A 16,240-nucleotide genomic window follows, 5' to 3' on the forward strand; every position below is an offset into this window, starting at 1 on the left:
GTGTGATACCCGGCAGGGGTTGCGCATGCGGGGTTGTGGGAATGAGCTTGATCGGTCTGCCGGCCGGTCGGCGAGTCAGAAACCGTTGATGTAGTCGAAGGACATGCGAAAGGTCCGGCGTAGAGGGTAAGACCCCCGTAGACGAAACATCAGCGGCTTGCTTGCTCATCTCCCAAGTAGCACGGGGCCCGAGAAATCCCGTGTGAATCTGGCGGGACCACCCGCTAAGCCTAAATATTCCCTGGTGACCGATAGCGGATAGTACCGTGAGGGAATGGTGAAAAGTACCGCGGGAGCGGAGTGAAATAGTACCTGAAACCGTGTGCCTACAAGCCGTGGGAGCGTCGCCGTTGTTCTTCGGAACAGCGGTCGTGACTGCGTGCCTTTTGAAGAATGAGCCTGCGAGTTAGCGGTGTGTAGCGAGGTTAACCCGTGTGGGGAAGCCGTAGCGAAAGCGAGTCCGAATAGGGCGATTGAGTTGCACGCTCTAGACCCGAAGCGGAGTGATCTAGCCATGGGCAGGTTGAAGCGGAGGTAAGACTTCGTGGAGGACCGAACCCACCAGGGTTGAAAACCTGGGGGATGACCTGTGGTTAGGGGTGAAAGGCCAATCAAACTCCGTGATAGCTGGTTCTCCCCGAAATGCATTTAGGTGCAGCGTCGTGTGTTTCTTGCCGGAGGTAGAGCACTGGATAGGCGATGGGCCCTACCGGGTTACTGACCTTAGCCAAACTCCGAATGCCGGTAAGTGAGAGCACGGCAGTGAGACTGTGGGGGATAAGCTCCATGGTCGAGAGGGAAACAGCCCAGAGCATCGACTAAGGCCCCTAAGCGTACGCTAAGTGGGAAAGGATGTGGAGTCGCAGAGACAACCAGGAGGTTGGCTTAGAAGCAGCCACCCTTGAAAGAGTGCGTAATAGCTCACTGGTCAAGTGATTCCGCGCCGACAATGTAGCGGGGCTCAAGCGTACCGCCGAAGTCGTGTCATTGCAGCAATAGGGCCAACGCCCGCTGTGATGGGTAGGGGAGCGTCGTGTGCCGGGTGAAGCAGCAGCGGAAGCTAGTTGTGGACGGTTCACGAGTGAGAATGCAGGCATGAGTAGCGATACACACGTGAGAAACGTGTGCGCCGATTGACTAAGGGTTCCTGGGTCAAGCTGATCTGCCCAGGGTAAGTCGGGACCTAAGGCGAGGCCGACAGGCGTAGTCGATGGACAACCGGTTGATATTCCGGTACCCGCTTTGAAACGCCCAATATCGAATCAGGCGATGCTAAGTCCGTGAAGCCGTTCCGGACCCTTCGGGGAAAGGAAAGTGGTGGAGCCGACGAACCAGACTTGTAGTAGGTAAGCGATGGGGTGACGCAGGAAGGTAGTCCAGCCCGGGCGGTGGTTGTCCCGGGGTAAGGGTGTAGGCCGAGGGGTAGGCAAATCCGTCCCTCGTTAAGGCTGAGACCTGATGCCGAGCCGATTGTGGTGAAGTGGATGATCCTATGCTGTCGAGAAAAGCCTCTAGCGAGTTTCATGGCGGCCCGTACCCTAAACCGACTCAGGTGGTCAGGTAGAGAATACCGAGGCGTTCGGGTGAACTATGGTTAAGGAACTCGGCAAAATGCCCCCGTAACTTCGGGAGAAGGGGGGCCATCACTGGTGATCGGATTTACTCCGTGAGCTGGGGGTGGCCGCAGAGACCAGCGAGAAGCGACTGTTTACTAAAAACACAGGTCCGTGCGAAGCCGTAAGGCGATGTATACGGACTGACGCCTGCCCGGTGCTGGAACGTTAAGGGGACCGGTTAGTGCACTTTCGGGTGTGCGAAGCTGAGAACTTAAGCGCCAGTAAACGGCGGTGGTAACTATAACCATCCTAAGGTAGCGAAATTCCTTGTCGGGTAAGTTCCGACCTGCACGAATGGCGTAACGACTTCTCGACTGTCTCAACCATAGGCCCGGTGAAATTGCACTACGAGTAAAGATGCTCGTTTCGCGCAGCAGGACGGAAAGACCCCGGGACCTTTACTACAGTTTGATATTGGTGTTCGGTTCGGCTTGTGTAGGATAGGTGGGAGACTTTGAAGCATCAACGCCAGTTGGTGTGGAGTCGCCGTTGAAATACCACTCTGGTCGTGCTGGATGTCTAACCTCGGTCCGTGATCCGGATCAGGGACAGTGTCTGATGGGTAGTTTAACTGGGGCGGTTGCCTCCCAAAGGGTAACGGAGGCGCCCAAAGGTTCCCTCAGCCTGGTTGGCAATCAGGTGTTGAGTGTAAGTGCACAAGGGAGCTTGACTGTGAGACCGACGGGTCGAGCAGGGACGAAAGTCGGGACTAGTGATCCGGCGGTGGCTTGTGGAAGCGCCGTCGCTCAACGGATAAAAGGTACCCCGGGGATAACAGGCTGATCTTCCCCAAGAGTCCATATCGACGGGATGGTTTGGCACCTCGATGTCGGCTCGTCGCATCCTGGGGCTGGAGTCGGTCCCAAGGGTTGGGCTGTTCGCCCATTAAAGCGGTACGCGAGCTGGGTTTAGAACGTCGTGAGACAGTTCGGTCCCTATCCGCTGTGCGCGTAGGAATATTGAGAAGGGCTGTCCCTAGTACGAGAGGACCGGGACGGACGAACCTCTGGTGTGCCAGTTGTCCTGCCAAGGGCATGGCTGGTTGGCTACGTTCGGGAGGGATAACCGCTGAAAGCATCTAAGCGGGAAGCCTGCTTCAAGATGAGTATTCCCACCTCCTTGAGAGGGTAAGGCTCCCAGTAGACGACTGGGTTGATAGGCCAGATGTGGAAGCCCGGTAACGGGTGAAGCTGACTGGTACTAATAGGCCGAGGGCTTGTCCTCAGTTGCTCGCGTCCACTGTGTTAGTTCTGAAATAACGAACAGCTGTGATTATGCCAGCGTTCAAATTTCATAGTGTTTCGGTGGTCATAGCGTTAGGGAAACGCCCGGTTACATTCCGAACCCGGAAGCTAAGCCTTTCAGCGCCGATGGTACTGCAGGGGGGACCCTGTGGGAGAGTAGGACGCCGCCGAACAATCATTGTGGGAAAGCCCCGCACCCTCTGGGTGCGGGGCTTTTCTGCGTTTACGGGCTCCAGTTCACGTGAAACCCGGCGGAAGCGGAACGGGTATTCATATGATGTGCCTCCTTCAAGCAGCTTCGGGTGGGGGCACAGATGCGCAGAGTAGCCGGCGAGGACGCGCGGGGCGGAAGACGCACGAGGGGGATGGTCAAGCGGCTGCTGGTCGGGCTGCTGGTGGCAGGAGTCACCGTCGCCTGTGGTCCGGCGGAGGGGGACGGAGCGGCGGTGCCGCTGCCACCGGCCGCCACCTCGGTGGTCCCGTCGCAGACGTCCGCCGAGCCTTCCCTTTCGCCCTCCCCCTCCCCGTCATCGACGCCCACGCCTTCGGCGTCCCCCTCGCCGACCTCGGCCCGGCCGAGTCCGGCGGCCCCCGCGGCGACGCGTACGGCCGACCCGAAGCCGCCCGCCACACGGACGACCAAGCCGGTGGCTCCGGCCACGACGAAGGCGTCGGCCCCGCCGGCGAAGGCCGAGTGCGAGATCGTCTCCAACGCCGGGAACTGCTACAACGCGGGCCAGTTCTGCCGAAAGGCCGACCTGGGCCGGTCCACCCACGCGGGGAACGGGCGCATGATCCATTGCCGACTGGACGGCACCCAGCCGCGCTGGCAGTACTAGGCCCTGTCGCGGGTGGGCAGAAGAGCCCCGCACCTTCCGGTGCGGGGCTCTTCTGCGTTTACGGGCCGCCGGGCTGCTCCGAAAATCGAGATTCACGAGACGTACAGAGGGCGGAGCCCCGTCTTGACGGCCTAGAGGCGGCCTGCGGCTTTGAGGGAGAGGTAGGCGTCGGCCAGGGAGGGGGCCAGGGTGTCGGGGGTGGCGTCGACGACGTGGACGCCGTGGCGGGCGAGCTGGTCGGCCGTGCGGTGGCGCTGGGCCTGGGTCTGGGTGGCGGCCGCGGCCTCGTAGACCGCGTCCGCACTGCCCCGGGAGGCGGCCATCGCCGCGACGTGGGGGTCGGCCACCGAGGCCAGCAGAACCGTGTGGCGCTGTGTGAGACGCGGGAGGAGCGGGAGGAGGCCCTCTTCGATCGGGGCGGCGTCCAGGCTCGTCAGGATGACCACCAGGGACCTGCGCGGGGCATTGCGGAGGATGGTGGACACCAGGGTGCGGGAGTCCGTCTCGACCAGTTCCGGTTCGAGGGTGGCCATGGCGTTCACGAAGGAGGGGAGGACGTCGGCTGCGGACCGGCCCTGGACCTGGGCGCGGGGGCGGCGGTCGTGGGCCAGGAGGTCCACCCGGTCGCCGGCACGGGTGGCCAGGGCTGCGAGGAGCAGGGCCGCGTCCATGGAGGAGTCCAGGCGGGGGGAGTCGCCGACGCGGCCCGCCGAGGTGCGGCCGGTGTCGAGGCAGATCAGGATGTGCCGGTCGCGTTCGGGGCGCCAGGTGCGGACGGCCACCTTGGGCCGACGGGCCGTCGCACGCCAGTCGATGGAACGGGTGTCGTCTCCCGGCACGTAGTCGCGCAGGCTGTCGAACTCGGTGCCCTCACCGCGGGTCAGGAGGCTGGTGCGGCCGTCCAGTTCGCGCAGCCGGGCCAGCCGGGACGGGAGGTGCTTGCGGCTGGTGAACGGGGGCAGGACGCGGACCGTCCAGGGGACCACCTGGGAGCCCTGGCGGGCCCACAGTCCGAGCGGGCCGAACGAGCGGATCGTGACGCGGTCGGCGCGGCGGTCGCCGCGCCGGGTGGGGCGCAGGCGGGTGGTCAGGCGGCGGCGTTCGCCCGCCGGGACGACCACCTCGTGGCGGGACGCCGCGGCCTCCGTGCCCGCGACCCAGCTGCTCGGGGGCCAGGCGTCGCGCACGCGGGCCCGCAGCTTGCGGTTGCTCGGGTTGGAAACGGTGAGGTGGACGTCCGCCGGCTCGCCGAGGCGTACCGAGCTGTCGCCGGAGCGGGCCAGCACGAGGCTGCGTACCGGCGCGGCCAGGGCGTAGTCGACCGCGCAGGCCAGGGCGATCGGGCCGTTGACCGCGAGCAGGCCCGCCCAGCTCGGCTCCAGTAGGCCGACCGGGATGCTGCCGAGGGCCGCCAGCAGGGCGGCGCGTCCGGTGAGGGCCATCAGCGCGGGACGGGTACGTGGGAGAGGATCGCCGTGATGACGGCGTCGGCGGTGACGCCCTCCATCTCCGCCTCCGGGCGCAGCTGCACGCGGTGGCGCAGCGTCGGGAGGGAGAGCGCCTTGACGTCGTCGGGGGTGACGTAGTCGCGGCCGGTGAGCCAGGCCCAGGCGCGGGAGGTGGCCAGCAGGGCGGTCGCGCCGCGCGGGGAGACGCCGAGGACGAGCGAGGGCGATTCGCGGGTGGCGCGGCAGATGTCGACGACGTAGCCGGCGATCTCGGGGGAGACGGAGACCCGGGCGACGGCGTCGCGGGCCGCTTCGAGCTGGGTCGGGCCGGCGACCGGGCGGATGCCGGCGGCCTTCAGGTCGCGGGGGTCGAAGCCTGCGGCGTGGCGGCTCAGGACGCCGATCTCGTCCTCGCGGGAGGGGAGGGGCACGGTGAGCTTGAGGAGGAAGCGGTCCAGCTGTGCTTCGGGCAGGGGGTACGTGCCCTCGTACTCGACCGGGTTCATGGTGGCGGCGACGAGGAACGGCTCGGGGAGCTTGCGGGGGGTGCCGTCGACGGTGACCTGGCGCTCCTCCATCGCCTCCAGGAGCGAGGACTGCGTCTTGGGCGGGGTCCGGTTGATCTCGTCCGCGAGGAGGAGGTTGGTGAAGACCGGGCCGTCCTGGAAGGAGAACTCGGCGGTGCGGGCGTCGTAGACGAGCGAGCCGGTGACGTCGCTGGGCATCAGGTCCGGGGTGAACTGGACGCGCTTGGTGTCGAGTTCCAGGGACGCGGCCAGCGCGCGCACGAGGAGGGTCTTGGCGACGCCGGGGACGCCTTCGAGGAGGACGTGGCCGCGGCACAGCAGCGCGACGACGAGGCCGGTGACGGCGGAGTCCTGACCGACCACGGCCTTGCCGATCTCGGTGCGGAGCGCTTCGAGGGAAGCACGGGCGCTGTCCGCGGTCGCGGCCGTGGACTCGGTGGCCGGGTACGTCATGACGTGCGGACCTCTCTTTCGAGGGCGTCGAGGTGGTCGGCGAGCGCGACGAGCGCCGCGTCGTCGGAGGGGGTGGTGCCGAAGAGGAGGGCGGTCACGTCCCGGGATCCGCCGGCCAGGCGGGCGGAGACGGCCGGGACCAGTGCGGCCGGTTCGTGGGCCCGGGTGGGCGGTACGCCGACCAGTGCGGCCAGGCGTTCGCGGGTGGCGGCGCGCAGCACGGTGGCGGCGCGGTCGCGGGCCCCGGCCTTGCGGTAGAGGCGGGCGCGGCCCTCGGTGGTCTCGGAGGCGCGGATGACGACGGGGAGCTTCTCGGTGACGAGGGGGCCCAGTCGGCGGGCGCGCCACAGGGCGGCGAGGACGGCGGCGAGGAAGAGCTGGAGCAGGGCCCAGGACCAGCCGGCCGGGACGAGCTCGAAGAGGGTCTTGTCCTCGTCTCCGGAGCCGGTGCCGGGTTCGGAGACGGCGAGGGACGGCAGGTACCAGACGAGGTCCGGGCGGGAGCCGAGGAGCTGGAGGGCGAGGGAGGCGTTGCCCTCCTCGGCGAGGCTTTCGTTGAGGAGGATCGTCTCGGAGCCGAGGAGGACCGTGTCGCCACCGCTGGTGCCGGTGGGGAGGACGAGGAGGGTGGGGTGGCCGCCGCTGGGGTAGCAGGCGGTGGCTCCGGGGACGGCGGTGGTGTAGCGGAGGCCGCCGCCGGTGCCGGCGCGGCCGGCCGAGTCCGCGGCGGGCAGGGTGCAGCGGGGGTCGAGGTCGTCGGTGGTGGCGTCGCCCTCGGTGCGGACTCCGGGGGACAGGTCGGAGAGGCCGACGTCGCCGGGGGCGAGGAGGACGGTGCGGCCGCCGGAGAGGTCGATGGCCGAGCGGATGACGCTGCGCTGGGTGGCGCCGAGCAGGTCCGGGTCCGTGACGAGGAGGGTGGTGCGGGGGCCGGTCGCGTCGGCGGCCTCGCGGGCGGTGGTGACGACGCGGGTCGTGACGCCGCGCTCCCTGAGGAGTTCGGCGACGGCGCGGCTGCCGGAGGGGTCGGCGGAGCGGGGGTCGAGGTGGCCGTGGCGCGTGCCGGAGTTCAGGACGGCGAGGATGACGGCGCCGGCGGCGAGGACGGCGAGGACGGCGGCGGTACGGCGGACCCTGCGGGCGGCTCGGCGGATGGTCGTGCCGGGTCCCGTGCCCGTTCCCGCACCTGTTCCCGAGCCGGGGGCTCGGCCGGGGGCGGGGGCTTCGGTGGCCACGGCCGTGGCGGGGGCGGTTCCGGCGGGGCCGGGCGCGCGCCGGGGCGTCTCCTCGGCCGCCGAACGGCCCTCGGGGCCGGACGGCGCGGCGGCGGTGCGTTCGGCGCCCTGCGGGGATCGCCCCGGCACACTCCCGGCCCCGCCGGAGCCGGCGGCGTCGGACGCGTCTGAGGGGTGGTTCGGGCCGGTCATGCGGTGGGTCCCGTCAGGAGCGGCTTGGCGCGGTCCAGGGTGAGGTCGAGGGTGCGCAGGCGGGCGTAGGCGTCGGCGTCGGCGGTGCGGCCGCCGTAGGTGACGTCGTCGAAGGTGCGGGCGGCGGCGCGGAGGTCGGCGGCGTGGTCGGGCAGGGAGACCGCGGCTTCGGCGGCCGCCTCGTCGGCGGTGCGGCCCGGGCGGGGGTCCAGCAGGGTGCGCTCCTCCAGGGAGCGGACGACGGCGCGCATGCGTTCCTGGACGGCTTCCGTCCAGCGGCCGGCGGCGGCGTGGGCCTCGGCGCCGGTGCGGTGGTCGGCCGCGCTGCGGATGCCGTCGTCGAAGAGGGTGCCCGCGGCGGCGGCCGCGCGGCGGGGGGCGCCCAGGCGCCACCACAGGGCGGCGACGGCGAGGACGACCAGGAGGACGATGGCGAACAGGCCCACGGCGCCTCCGGGGGTCGCCCCGGAGGCGGCGCCGAACAGGTCGTCGAGCCAGTCGAAGAACGCGCGCAGGGCGCGGTCCACCAGGCCCGGGTCGTTCTCGTGGTACATCGGCTTGGACAGTTCGCGCTCCGCCGCCTCCTGGGCGGGCGCGCGCGGTGTCGTCACCGGTGGTGTCTCCGCGGTCGGCAGGAGTGCCGCGGTGCGGGTGATGAGGCCCCCCGTGCTCATCATCGGTGGGTCAGCCTCCGGTCGTGCCGTAGTTCTCGATGCCGGCCGCCCGGGCGAGCTCCAGGTCGAGGCCCTCGCGGCGGATGCGCTGATCGACGTAGAGGAGGACGGTGACGCCGGACTGGATGGGCATGATGATCGTCTGGGCGATGATCAGGCCGATGCCGGAGAAGATCAGCGGCCCCCACGCGGTCTGGGCGCTGCCGTCCTCCAGGGAGTCCATGCCGCCGCCGACGGCGAAGATGCCGACCATCTGGAACGGCGCCACGACCATCAGCGCGACCATGAAGGCGATCAGGCTGGTGAGGAGCGTGATGCCGAAGATGCGCCACCAGGAGCCGCCGACGAGCTTCGAGGAGCGCGTGAAGGCCTTGATGACGGTGCTCTTCTCCAGCATCAGGGCGGGGGAGGCCAGGCTGAACTTGATCCCGAGCCAGATGATGAGCGGCAGCCAGGCGGCGAAGCCGACGACGGCCAGGCCGATGTTGCCCGCGAGGGCTCCCGGCAGGACCAGTACGGCGCCGAGCAGGATGATGCCGAGGGCCAGCAGCAGGGTCAGGCCGATCAGGCGCAGCAGCTGGGGGCGGGCCTCGCGCCAGGCGGTGGAGACCGAGGAGTGCTGTCCCAGGATGGCCCGGCTGAAGATCATCGTGAGCATCGCGGTGACCACGATCGTCCCGAGGACCTGGATGAACTGGTTCACCACGGACACGGCGAGGGAGCTGCCGAGGGTGTCGATCGCCTCTTCGGCGGTCATGTCCTCGGTCGAGCTCAGCGGCAGGTCGCTCAGCATGAACTTCTGCACGAGGACGCTGATGACCTGGATGACCGTGGCCACGACCAGGGTGATGGGCACGACGGAGCGCCAGTGCGTGCGCATGGTGGCGACCGAGCCGTCGAGGATCTCGCCGAGGCCCAGCGGGCGCAGCGGGATCACTCCGGGCTTGGCGGCGAGGGGCTGGCTCCACTGGCCCGGGCCGCCCGGGTAGGCCTGCTGGCCGCCGTACGGGGTGCCGGGCTGCGCTCCCCAGCCGCCGGCGGGCTGCGCCGGGGGCGGCTGCGGGGCGTCGGCGGGAGGTGTGGCGCCGGGGCTCGACCACTGGCCGGGCGGCGGCTGCTCGGCGGACCACTTGGGGTCGCCGGTGGGCCGTGCGGGCTGCTGCGCGCCGCCGTCGTTGCCCGGCTGGTCGGCGGGGTTTCCCTGCCGATCGCCGTCGGACGGAGATCCGGGCGTAGCCCAGCCCGGAGAGTCGTTCATCGTCGCTCCTTCACATCCACCTGCTGCGGCGGGGGCGCTGGTCGCTGCCATCGTGCCACGTGAGGACCCCGAACGGACCAGCCGTCCCCCCGGATGCCCGGCAGCCCGTACCTTCAATTGTCGCCCGGATCCGGGTCAGACCGGTCGAGCGGATGTCCACGCAGGTCCGAGGGGCGATTTCCAGCCCTTTTGGCTGTGGGACAGCTCACCGCCTTGTCACGATTGGCTAATGGGATGATGTCAACCATGAAGGGACGCGTCCTCGTCGTCGACGACGACACCGCGCTGGCCGAGATGCTCGGCATTGTGCTGCGGGGAGAAGGTTTTGAGCCGTCGTTCGTAGCGGACGGTGACAAGGCGCTGGCCGCCTTCCGGGAGGCGAAGCCCGATCTGGTCCTGCTGGACCTCATGCTGCCCGGACGGGACGGCATAGAGGTGTGCAGGCTGATCAGGGCCGAGTCCGGCGTGCCGATCGTCATGCTCACCGCCAAGAGCGACACGGTGGACGTGGTCGTGGGCCTCGAGTCCGGGGCCGACGACTACATCGTCAAGCCGTTCAAGCCGAAGGAGCTGGTGGCCCGTATCCGAGCCCGTCTGCGCCGGTCGGAGGAGCCCGCGCCCGAGCAGCTGGCCATCGGTGACCTGGTCATCGACGTGGCCGGGCACTCGGTCAAGCGCGACGGCGCCTCGATCGCCCTGACCCCGCTCGAGTTCGACCTGCTGGTCGCGCTCGCGCGCAAGCCCTGGCAGGTGTTCACCCGCGAGGTGCTGCTGGAGCAGGTCTGGGGCTACCGGCACGCGGCGGACACCCGCCTGGTCAACGTGCATGTGCAGCGTCTGCGCTCGAAGGTCGAGAAGGACCCGGAGCGCCCCGAGATCGTCGTGACGGTGCGCGGTGTCGGCTACAAGGCCGGACCCAGCTGACGTGCAGTCCGGCACCTCGGGCAGGGTCCGGGGCGGTTCCCGCCTGTGGACCGGCAGACTGCTCCGGGACGGGGCGCCCGCCGGCAGGATGCTGCGGCTGTTCGTACGTCTCGTACGACGACCGCTGCTTCCGGCTGTCCGGCTGTGGCGCCGCAACATCCAGCTCCGGGTGGTCGCGGCCACCCTGCTGATCTCGCTCTCCGTGGTCCTGGCCCTGGGCTTCGTCGTCATCGCTCAGGTCAGCAAGGGTCTCCTCGACGCGAAGGAGGAAGCCGCGCAGAGCCAGGCCGCGGGCGGGTTCGCGGTGGCGCAGGAGAAGGCCAACACCCCCGCGACCGTGGACGGGCCCGACGCAACCGACAACAAGGTCGGCCGTGACGCCAGTACGTGGATGAACTCCCTGGTCAAGCAGCTGGCCAGTGGTGGGCAGACCGCCTTCGAGGTGGCCGCGCTCGGTGCCGGCACCGGGGAGCAGTCGCAGCCCGGCGCGCAGGGCGTCCGCGGTGCCCGCGCCTCCGGGAACGTGGATCCGACGGCCAGCGTGCCGATCAGCCTGCGGCGGGCCGTCAACCACGCCACCGGCACGTTCAAGACCTTCTCGGAGATCCGCTACACCAGCGGGGCGGACAAGAAGGAGCCCGAGCCGGCGCTGGTCGTCGGCAAGCGGCTGACCGACATCAACGGCGATCCGTACGACCTGTACTACCTCTTCCCGCTCACGCAGGAGGAGGAGTCCCTCAATCTGATCAAGGTCACCATCGTGACCGCGGGGCTGTTCGTCGTCGTCCTGCTCTGCGGTATCGCCTGGCTCGTCGTACGCCAGGTGGTGACCCCGGTCCGGATGGCCGCCGGGATCGCCGAGCGGCTCTCGGCCGGGCGGCTCCAGGAGCGGATGAAGGTCACCGGCGAGGACGACATCGCCCGCCTGGGCGAGGCCTTCAACAAGATGGCGCAGAACCTCCAGAGCAAGATCCAGCAGCTGGAGGAGCTGTCCCGGATGCAGCGCCGGTTCGTCTCGGACGTCAGCCACGAGCTGCGGACCCCGCTGACGACGGTGCGGATGGCCGCTGACGTCATCCACGACGCCCGCGTCGACTTCGACCCGGTGACGGCGCGCTCCGCCGAGCTGCTCGCCGGGCAGCTCGACCGCTTCGAGTCGCTCCTCGCCGACCTGCTGGAGATCAGCCGCTTCGACGCCGGGGCGGCGGCCCTGGAGGCCGAGCCGATCGACCTGCGCGAGGTGGTGCGCCGCGTCATCGACGGGGCGGAGCCGCTCGCGGAGCACAAGGGCACCCGGATCCGGGTCCTCGGCGATTCCCAGCCGGTGATCGCCGAGGCGGACTCGCGGCGCGTCGAGCGGGTGCTGCGCAACCTCGTCGTCAACGCCGTGGAGCACGGTGAGGGGCGGGACGTGGTGGTCCGGCTGGCGTCCGCGGGCGGGGCCGTCGCCGTCGCCGTACGCGACTACGGCGTCGGGCTCAAGCCCGGTGAGGCGACCCGCGTCTTCAACCGTTTCTGGCGGGCCGACCCGGCGCGGGCGCGCACGACCGGCGGGACCGGCCTCGGCCTGTCCATCGCCGTCGAGGACGCCCGGCTGCACGGCGGCTGGCTCCAGGCCTGGGGCGAGCCGGGCGGCGGCTCGCAGTTCCGGCTGACGCTGCCGCGCACGGCGGACGAGCCGCTGCGGGGCTCGCCCATCCCGCTGGAGCCCGAGGACTCCCGGGCGAACCGGGCCAGGGCCGCCGCGGACGCCGCGGCCTCGGACACCGGGGCGGAGCGCCCGGCGGCCGATGCCGGGGACCGCTCGTCGATACCGCCGCGCTCGCCCGTCGCCGGGGCGCAGTCGGTGCCCGCCGACCCGACCGCTCTGCCGGGGAACGGGGCCCGGGTCGTGGCCCGCCCCGCCGAGCAGGCACAACAGGAGGATCGAGCCGATGGACGGTGAGCCCGTGGACGCGCGGTGGGGGAGCGCACGGGTGAAGGGCCGGCGCCTGCGCACGGTGCGGGCGTACGCCTTCCCAGCGGCCGGGCTGCTCCTGGCGGGGTGCGCCTCGATGCCCGACAGCGGCGAGATCCGCGCGGTGCAGGCCTCGCAGGGCGTGGACTCGCAGGTGCGGGTGTTCGGCGTACCGCCCGCGGACAAGGCCACTCCGGCGGAGATCGTCGACGGCTTCCTGGAGGCGATGACCAGCGACGACCCGCAGCTGGAGACCGCCCGCAAGTACCTCACGCCGGCCGCCGCGAAGTCCTGGAAGCCCGGCTCCGCCGTCACCGTGCTCTCTTCCGGCCTCAACCGGGTCGCGGTCCGGGGCGAGAAGGACCCCGAGGGGCCCCGCTGGAAGGTGACCGGCAAGAAGCTCGCGACCGTCGACGAGCACAGCGCGTACCAGCCGCAGACCGGGGCGAGGGAGTACGAGGAACAGCTCCAGCTCGTCCAGGACGAGGACAAGCAGTGGCGCATCTCGACGCCGCCGAGCGGCCTCGTGCTCAGCGAGTCGGACTTCCAGCGCATCTACATGCCGGTGAACAAGTACTACTTCGCGGGCAGCACGCTCGTCGCCGACCCGGTCTACGTGCGCCAGCGCACCGACCCCGATTCGCGGATGGACCCGACCACGCAGACGGTGCAGTCGCTGCTCGCCGGGCCGTCCCGGTGGCTCGCGCCGGTCGTGGAGTCCAGCTTCCCCACCGGTACGGAACTGCGCACGGGCACCAAGTCCCTCTCGTACGACGGCCAGAACACGCTGCGCGTGCCGCTGAACGACAAGGTGGGCAACGTCGCGCAGCCGCAGTGCAAGAAGATGGCCACCCAACTCCTCTACACCGTCAAGGACCTGACGGGCTCTCGGCTCGACCAGGTCGAACTGCTGCGCTCCAGTGACGACAAGACGTCGTCGCTGTGCTCGGTGACCTCGGTGAGCGCGGACGCGATCGCCAACCGGCCCAAGATTCCCGAGTTCCAGTACTTCGTGGACAACGAGAAGCGGCTGGTCCGGATGAAGCTCGACGTGAGCAGCGAGGACCAGCAGACCCGTACCGAGCCGGTGCCGGGGCCGTTGGCGGCCGTTCCCGTGTTCAAGGTCAGCTCGGCGGCGGTCTCGCACGACGAGCGGCGCGCGGCCGTGGTCTCTGAGGACGGGCACGGGCTGTACGTCGTGTCGCTGGTCGGGGGCGGGCCGATGCCGGCGCAGGTGCCGATCGGCAAGGGCGGCAAGGCGGAGACGCTGACGGCGCCGAGCTGGGACGCCTCGGGCGACGTGTGGGTCGCGGACCGGGATCCGCAGCACCCGGGGCTGTGGCGGGTGCCGGGCGGGACCGCAGCGCCCGAGAGGGTGCAGGTGGCGGGGCTCGACGGCCAGCGGATCGCCTCGCTGAAGGTGTCCGCCGACGGCGCGCGGATCGCGCTGCTGCTGGAGAAGGACGCCAACAGCAAGATCCTTTACATCGGGCGGATCGAGCGGCCCGACGCGAAGGGCGACGTCTCCGCGGTGTCGGTGCGCGAGCTGCGTCCCGCGGCGCCGCAGATGGAGAACGTGACGACGATGAGCTGGGCCCCGCGGGGCCGGCTGCTGGTGGTGGGCCGGGAGAAGGGCGGGGTGCAGCAGGCCCGCTACATGCTGGCGGACGGCTCGATGGTCGCGGCGAGCCTGCCGGGGGCCACGGGGCTGGCCGAGGTCGCGGTCGCGGCCGCGGAGGACGAGTCGAAGCCGAAGCCGGTGCTGGCGTTCTCCGAGGACGGGATCGTCTGGCTGCCGCCGGGGGCGCAGTGGCGCACGGTGGTCGAGGGCGGCCGGTCCCCGGTCTACCCGGGCTGAGGCGCGGCAGCTCTCGGGTCGGCACGGCCCGGCCATGGCCAGCCGCGGCCGGACGGTCGTCCACAGGGGTGGCCGCCCGGGGTCCGGGCCGCCAGGGTGGAGCCATGCGGGGGTGGTGGCAGGAGCTCGCCGGGCTGGTCCTGCCGGTGGACTGCGCCGGGTGCGGTGCCGTCCGCGTACTGGTGTGCGCCGACTGCAGGGGCGCGCTCAGCGGGGCCGTGGCGGGGCTGGTGCGGCCGTCTCCTCGTCCCGAGGGGCTGCCGGTGGTACAGGCGGCCGCCGCCTACGAGGGAGCCGTACGCGCCGTTCTGCTGGCCCACAAGGAGCGCGGGGCGCTCCCGCTGGCCGGGGTGCTGGGCGCCGCGCTGGCGGCGGCCGTCCTGGCGGGCGGGACGGCGCCCGGGCGGGGCGAGGTGGCGCTGGTGCCGGTCCCGTCGGCGCGGCGGCAGGTGCGGGCGCGCGGGCACGATCCGGCGCGCAGGATCGCCCTGGCCGCGGCGGGGCGGCTGCGGCGGGCCGGGGTTCCCGCGCGCGTGGCGCCCGTACTGGGGCTGCGGCGGGCGGTGGCGGACCAGGCGGGCCTGGGGGCCCGGCAGCGCCGGGAGAACCTCGCCGGGGCGCTGGCGGTGCGCCGGGACGGGGCACGGCTGACGGGCGGGGCCCGGATCGTACTGGTGGACGACGTGGTCACCACCGGGGCGACGCTGGCCGAGGCGGCACGGGCGGTGCGTGCGGCGGGTCTGGTGGGCGGACCGGCGGCGGGGCCGGGAGCCGTGCTGCGGGCAGCCGTGGTCGCCGCGCCGGCCGACTCCTTCGCGCGGGGTCCCCGGACGGGGGCGCGGTGACCTGCAACGTCTCGGGGAGGAAAAACCCGTGAATACATTTGGAACTGGAGGGGAAGGCCCATCGTTGCAGGTAGTACGAGGGAACGGCCACTGGACTGGAAGTACGTGCCAGTAGCGGGTGCCGACAACCGTCATACAGGGATATGTTCGGTTGTAAGGAACTCAGGAGGCTGTTCTCTCGACTCCGAAGTCGGTGGGGTGTAGATCTTGCCGATGGGGGAGGAGGAGGTGAAAGTCGCCAAGTCCGAGGCTCCGGCCTTCACCGGAGTCTGGTGCGAAAGGGAGACGCTTCGCCCCGTCGGGCGGAGCTATCCGGGAACGGAGTTCTGCGTGGACATCGTCGTCAAGGGCCGCAAGACCGAGGTGCCCGAGCGGTTCCGCAAGCACGTGGCCGAGAAGCTGAATCCGGAGCGGATCCAGAAGCTCGACGCCAAGGTGATCAGCTTGGACGTCGAGGTGTCCAAGGAGCACAACCCGCGTCAGGCCGACCGTTCCGACCGCGTGGAGATCACCCTGCGTTCGCGGGGCCCGGTGATCCGGGCCGAGGCCGCCGCGGCCGACGCGTACGCGGCGCTGGACCTCGCTCAGGACAAGCTGGAGGCCCGGCTGCGCAAGCAGCACGACAAGCGCTACACCCGCCGTGGCAGCGGCCGCATCCCGGCGGCAGAGGTCGCCGACGTCGTGCCGGGCGTGGCCTCGCTGAACGGCAGCGGCCAGGTTGTTTCCGAGGAGAAGACGGACGGGGTGCCGATCACCCGGATCGGATCCCTCGAGGTGCAGGGCGAAGGCCCGCTGATCGTCCGCGAGAAGACCCACTCGGCCGCGCCCATGTCGCTCGACCAGGCTCTGTACGAGATGGAGCTGGTCGGCCACGACTTCTATCTGTTCGTCGACTCCGAGACGAAGTTGCCCAGTGTCGTCTACCGGCGTCACGCCTATGACTACGGCGTCATCCACGTGAACCCCGACGGTGCCTCCAGCTCGGAGGAGCCGCGGGGCGGCGCGGGTGGCGCGCTCGGCGGCTGAGCAGACCGTTCGCTGCCCCCGCGGGACGCTCCGGCGCCTCCGCGGGGGCACCTGCATGGCGGGTATGCGCCAGGAGGTCCGCCGGCATCCCCCGCGGCGTGGTGCGGGCATGGAATCATGGCGGGCAGTCAACCGGCTGCGGAA

At 70.2% G+C, this 16,240-nt stretch carries 11 protein-coding genes and 2 rRNA genes (1 of these 13 cut by a window edge); 8 read left to right on the forward strand and 5 right to left on the reverse strand.

From position 1 onward, the window contains the following. The 3 genes from OHA91_RS23265 to OHA91_RS23275 all read left to right on the forward strand — a co-directional run. Positions 1-2,840 (forward strand): 23S ribosomal RNA (locus tag OHA91_RS23265) (it extends 283 nt beyond the left edge of the window). A gap of 76 nt (positions 2,841-2,916) precedes the next feature. Continuing rightward, positions 2,917-3,033, forward strand: a 5S ribosomal RNA gene (gene rrf, locus OHA91_RS23270). 141 nt (positions 3,034-3,174) lie between these two features. Next, the gene (locus tag OHA91_RS23275) at positions 3,175-3,699 is read left to right on the forward strand and encodes a hypothetical protein (protein ID WP_328739936.1); all 525 of its coding nucleotides are present in this window, start codon (positions 3,175-3,177) and stop codon (positions 3,697-3,699) included. A 131-nt stretch (positions 3,700-3,830) separates the two neighbouring features. Here OHA91_RS23275 and OHA91_RS23280 read toward each other — a convergent pair whose 3' ends face one another. Genes OHA91_RS23280 through OHA91_RS23300 form a run of 5 tightly spaced genes read right to left on the reverse strand, consistent with a single transcriptional unit; the run spans position 3,831 to position 9,486 of the window. Then, positions 3,831-5,141 (reverse strand): DUF58 domain-containing protein, encoded by a 1,311-nt coding sequence (locus OHA91_RS23280; protein WP_328739937.1) that lies wholly within the window; start codon positions 5,139-5,141, stop codon positions 3,831-3,833. Beyond that, complete coding sequence (locus OHA91_RS23285) at positions 5,141-6,127, reverse strand: AAA family ATPase (RefSeq protein WP_328739938.1); 987 nt, start codon at positions 6,125-6,127, stop codon at positions 5,141-5,143. Before OHA91_RS23285 ends, OHA91_RS23280 begins: the two co-directional genes overlap by 1 nt. Further along, positions 6,124-7,554: a DUF4350 domain-containing protein gene (locus OHA91_RS23290; RefSeq protein ID WP_328739939.1), complete on the reverse strand. Its 1,431-nt coding sequence runs from the start codon at positions 7,552-7,554 to the stop codon at positions 6,124-6,126. Before OHA91_RS23290 ends, OHA91_RS23285 begins: the two co-directional genes overlap by 4 nt. Next, complete coding sequence (locus OHA91_RS23295) at positions 7,551-8,228, reverse strand: DUF4129 domain-containing protein (RefSeq protein WP_328741162.1); 678 nt, start codon at positions 8,226-8,228, stop codon at positions 7,551-7,553. Before OHA91_RS23295 ends, OHA91_RS23290 begins: the two co-directional genes overlap by 4 nt. A 10-nt stretch (positions 8,229-8,238) precedes the next feature. Further along, positions 8,239-9,486: a hypothetical protein gene (locus tag OHA91_RS23300; protein WP_328739940.1), complete on the reverse strand. Its 1,248-nt coding sequence runs from the start codon at positions 9,484-9,486 to the stop codon at positions 8,239-8,241. Positions 9,487-9,720: 234 nt separating this feature from the next. Between OHA91_RS23300 and mtrA the strand changes: the two genes are divergently transcribed. The 5 genes from mtrA to hpf all read left to right on the forward strand — a co-directional run bounded on the left by mtrA (position 9,721) and on the right by hpf (position 16,096). Continuing rightward, on the forward strand, positions 9,721-10,410 hold the full coding sequence (mtrA, locus tag OHA91_RS23305; protein WP_189747360.1) for a two-component system response regulator MtrA: 690 nt from the start codon (positions 9,721-9,723) through the stop codon (positions 10,408-10,410). Between the two features lie 88 nt (positions 10,411-10,498). Next, positions 10,499-12,355: an MtrAB system histidine kinase MtrB gene (gene mtrB, locus OHA91_RS23310; RefSeq protein ID WP_328741163.1), complete on the forward strand. Its 1,857-nt coding sequence runs from the start codon at positions 10,499-10,501 to the stop codon at positions 12,353-12,355. Further along, positions 12,345-14,225 (forward strand): LpqB family beta-propeller domain-containing protein, encoded by a 1,881-nt coding sequence (locus tag OHA91_RS23315; protein ID WP_031152493.1) that lies wholly within the window; start codon positions 12,345-12,347, stop codon positions 14,223-14,225. The genes mtrB and OHA91_RS23315 overlap by 11 nt, the downstream gene beginning before the upstream one ends. Before the next feature lie 104 nt (positions 14,226-14,329). Beyond that, the gene (locus OHA91_RS23320; protein ID WP_328739941.1) at positions 14,330-15,070 is read left to right on the forward strand and encodes a ComF family protein; all 741 of its coding nucleotides are present in this window, start codon (positions 14,330-14,332) and stop codon (positions 15,068-15,070) included. Between the two features lie 330 nt (positions 15,071-15,400). Beyond that, positions 15,401-16,096 (forward strand): ribosome hibernation-promoting factor, HPF/YfiA family, encoded by a 696-nt coding sequence (gene hpf / locus OHA91_RS23325; RefSeq protein WP_031152489.1) that lies wholly within the window; start codon positions 15,401-15,403, stop codon positions 16,094-16,096. Positions 16,097-16,240: the final 144 nt, after the last annotated feature.

This window comes from Streptomyces erythrochromogenes (assembly GCF_036170895.1).
Lineage (GTDB): Bacteria > Actinomycetota > Actinomycetes > Streptomycetales > Streptomycetaceae > Streptomyces > Streptomyces erythrochromogenes.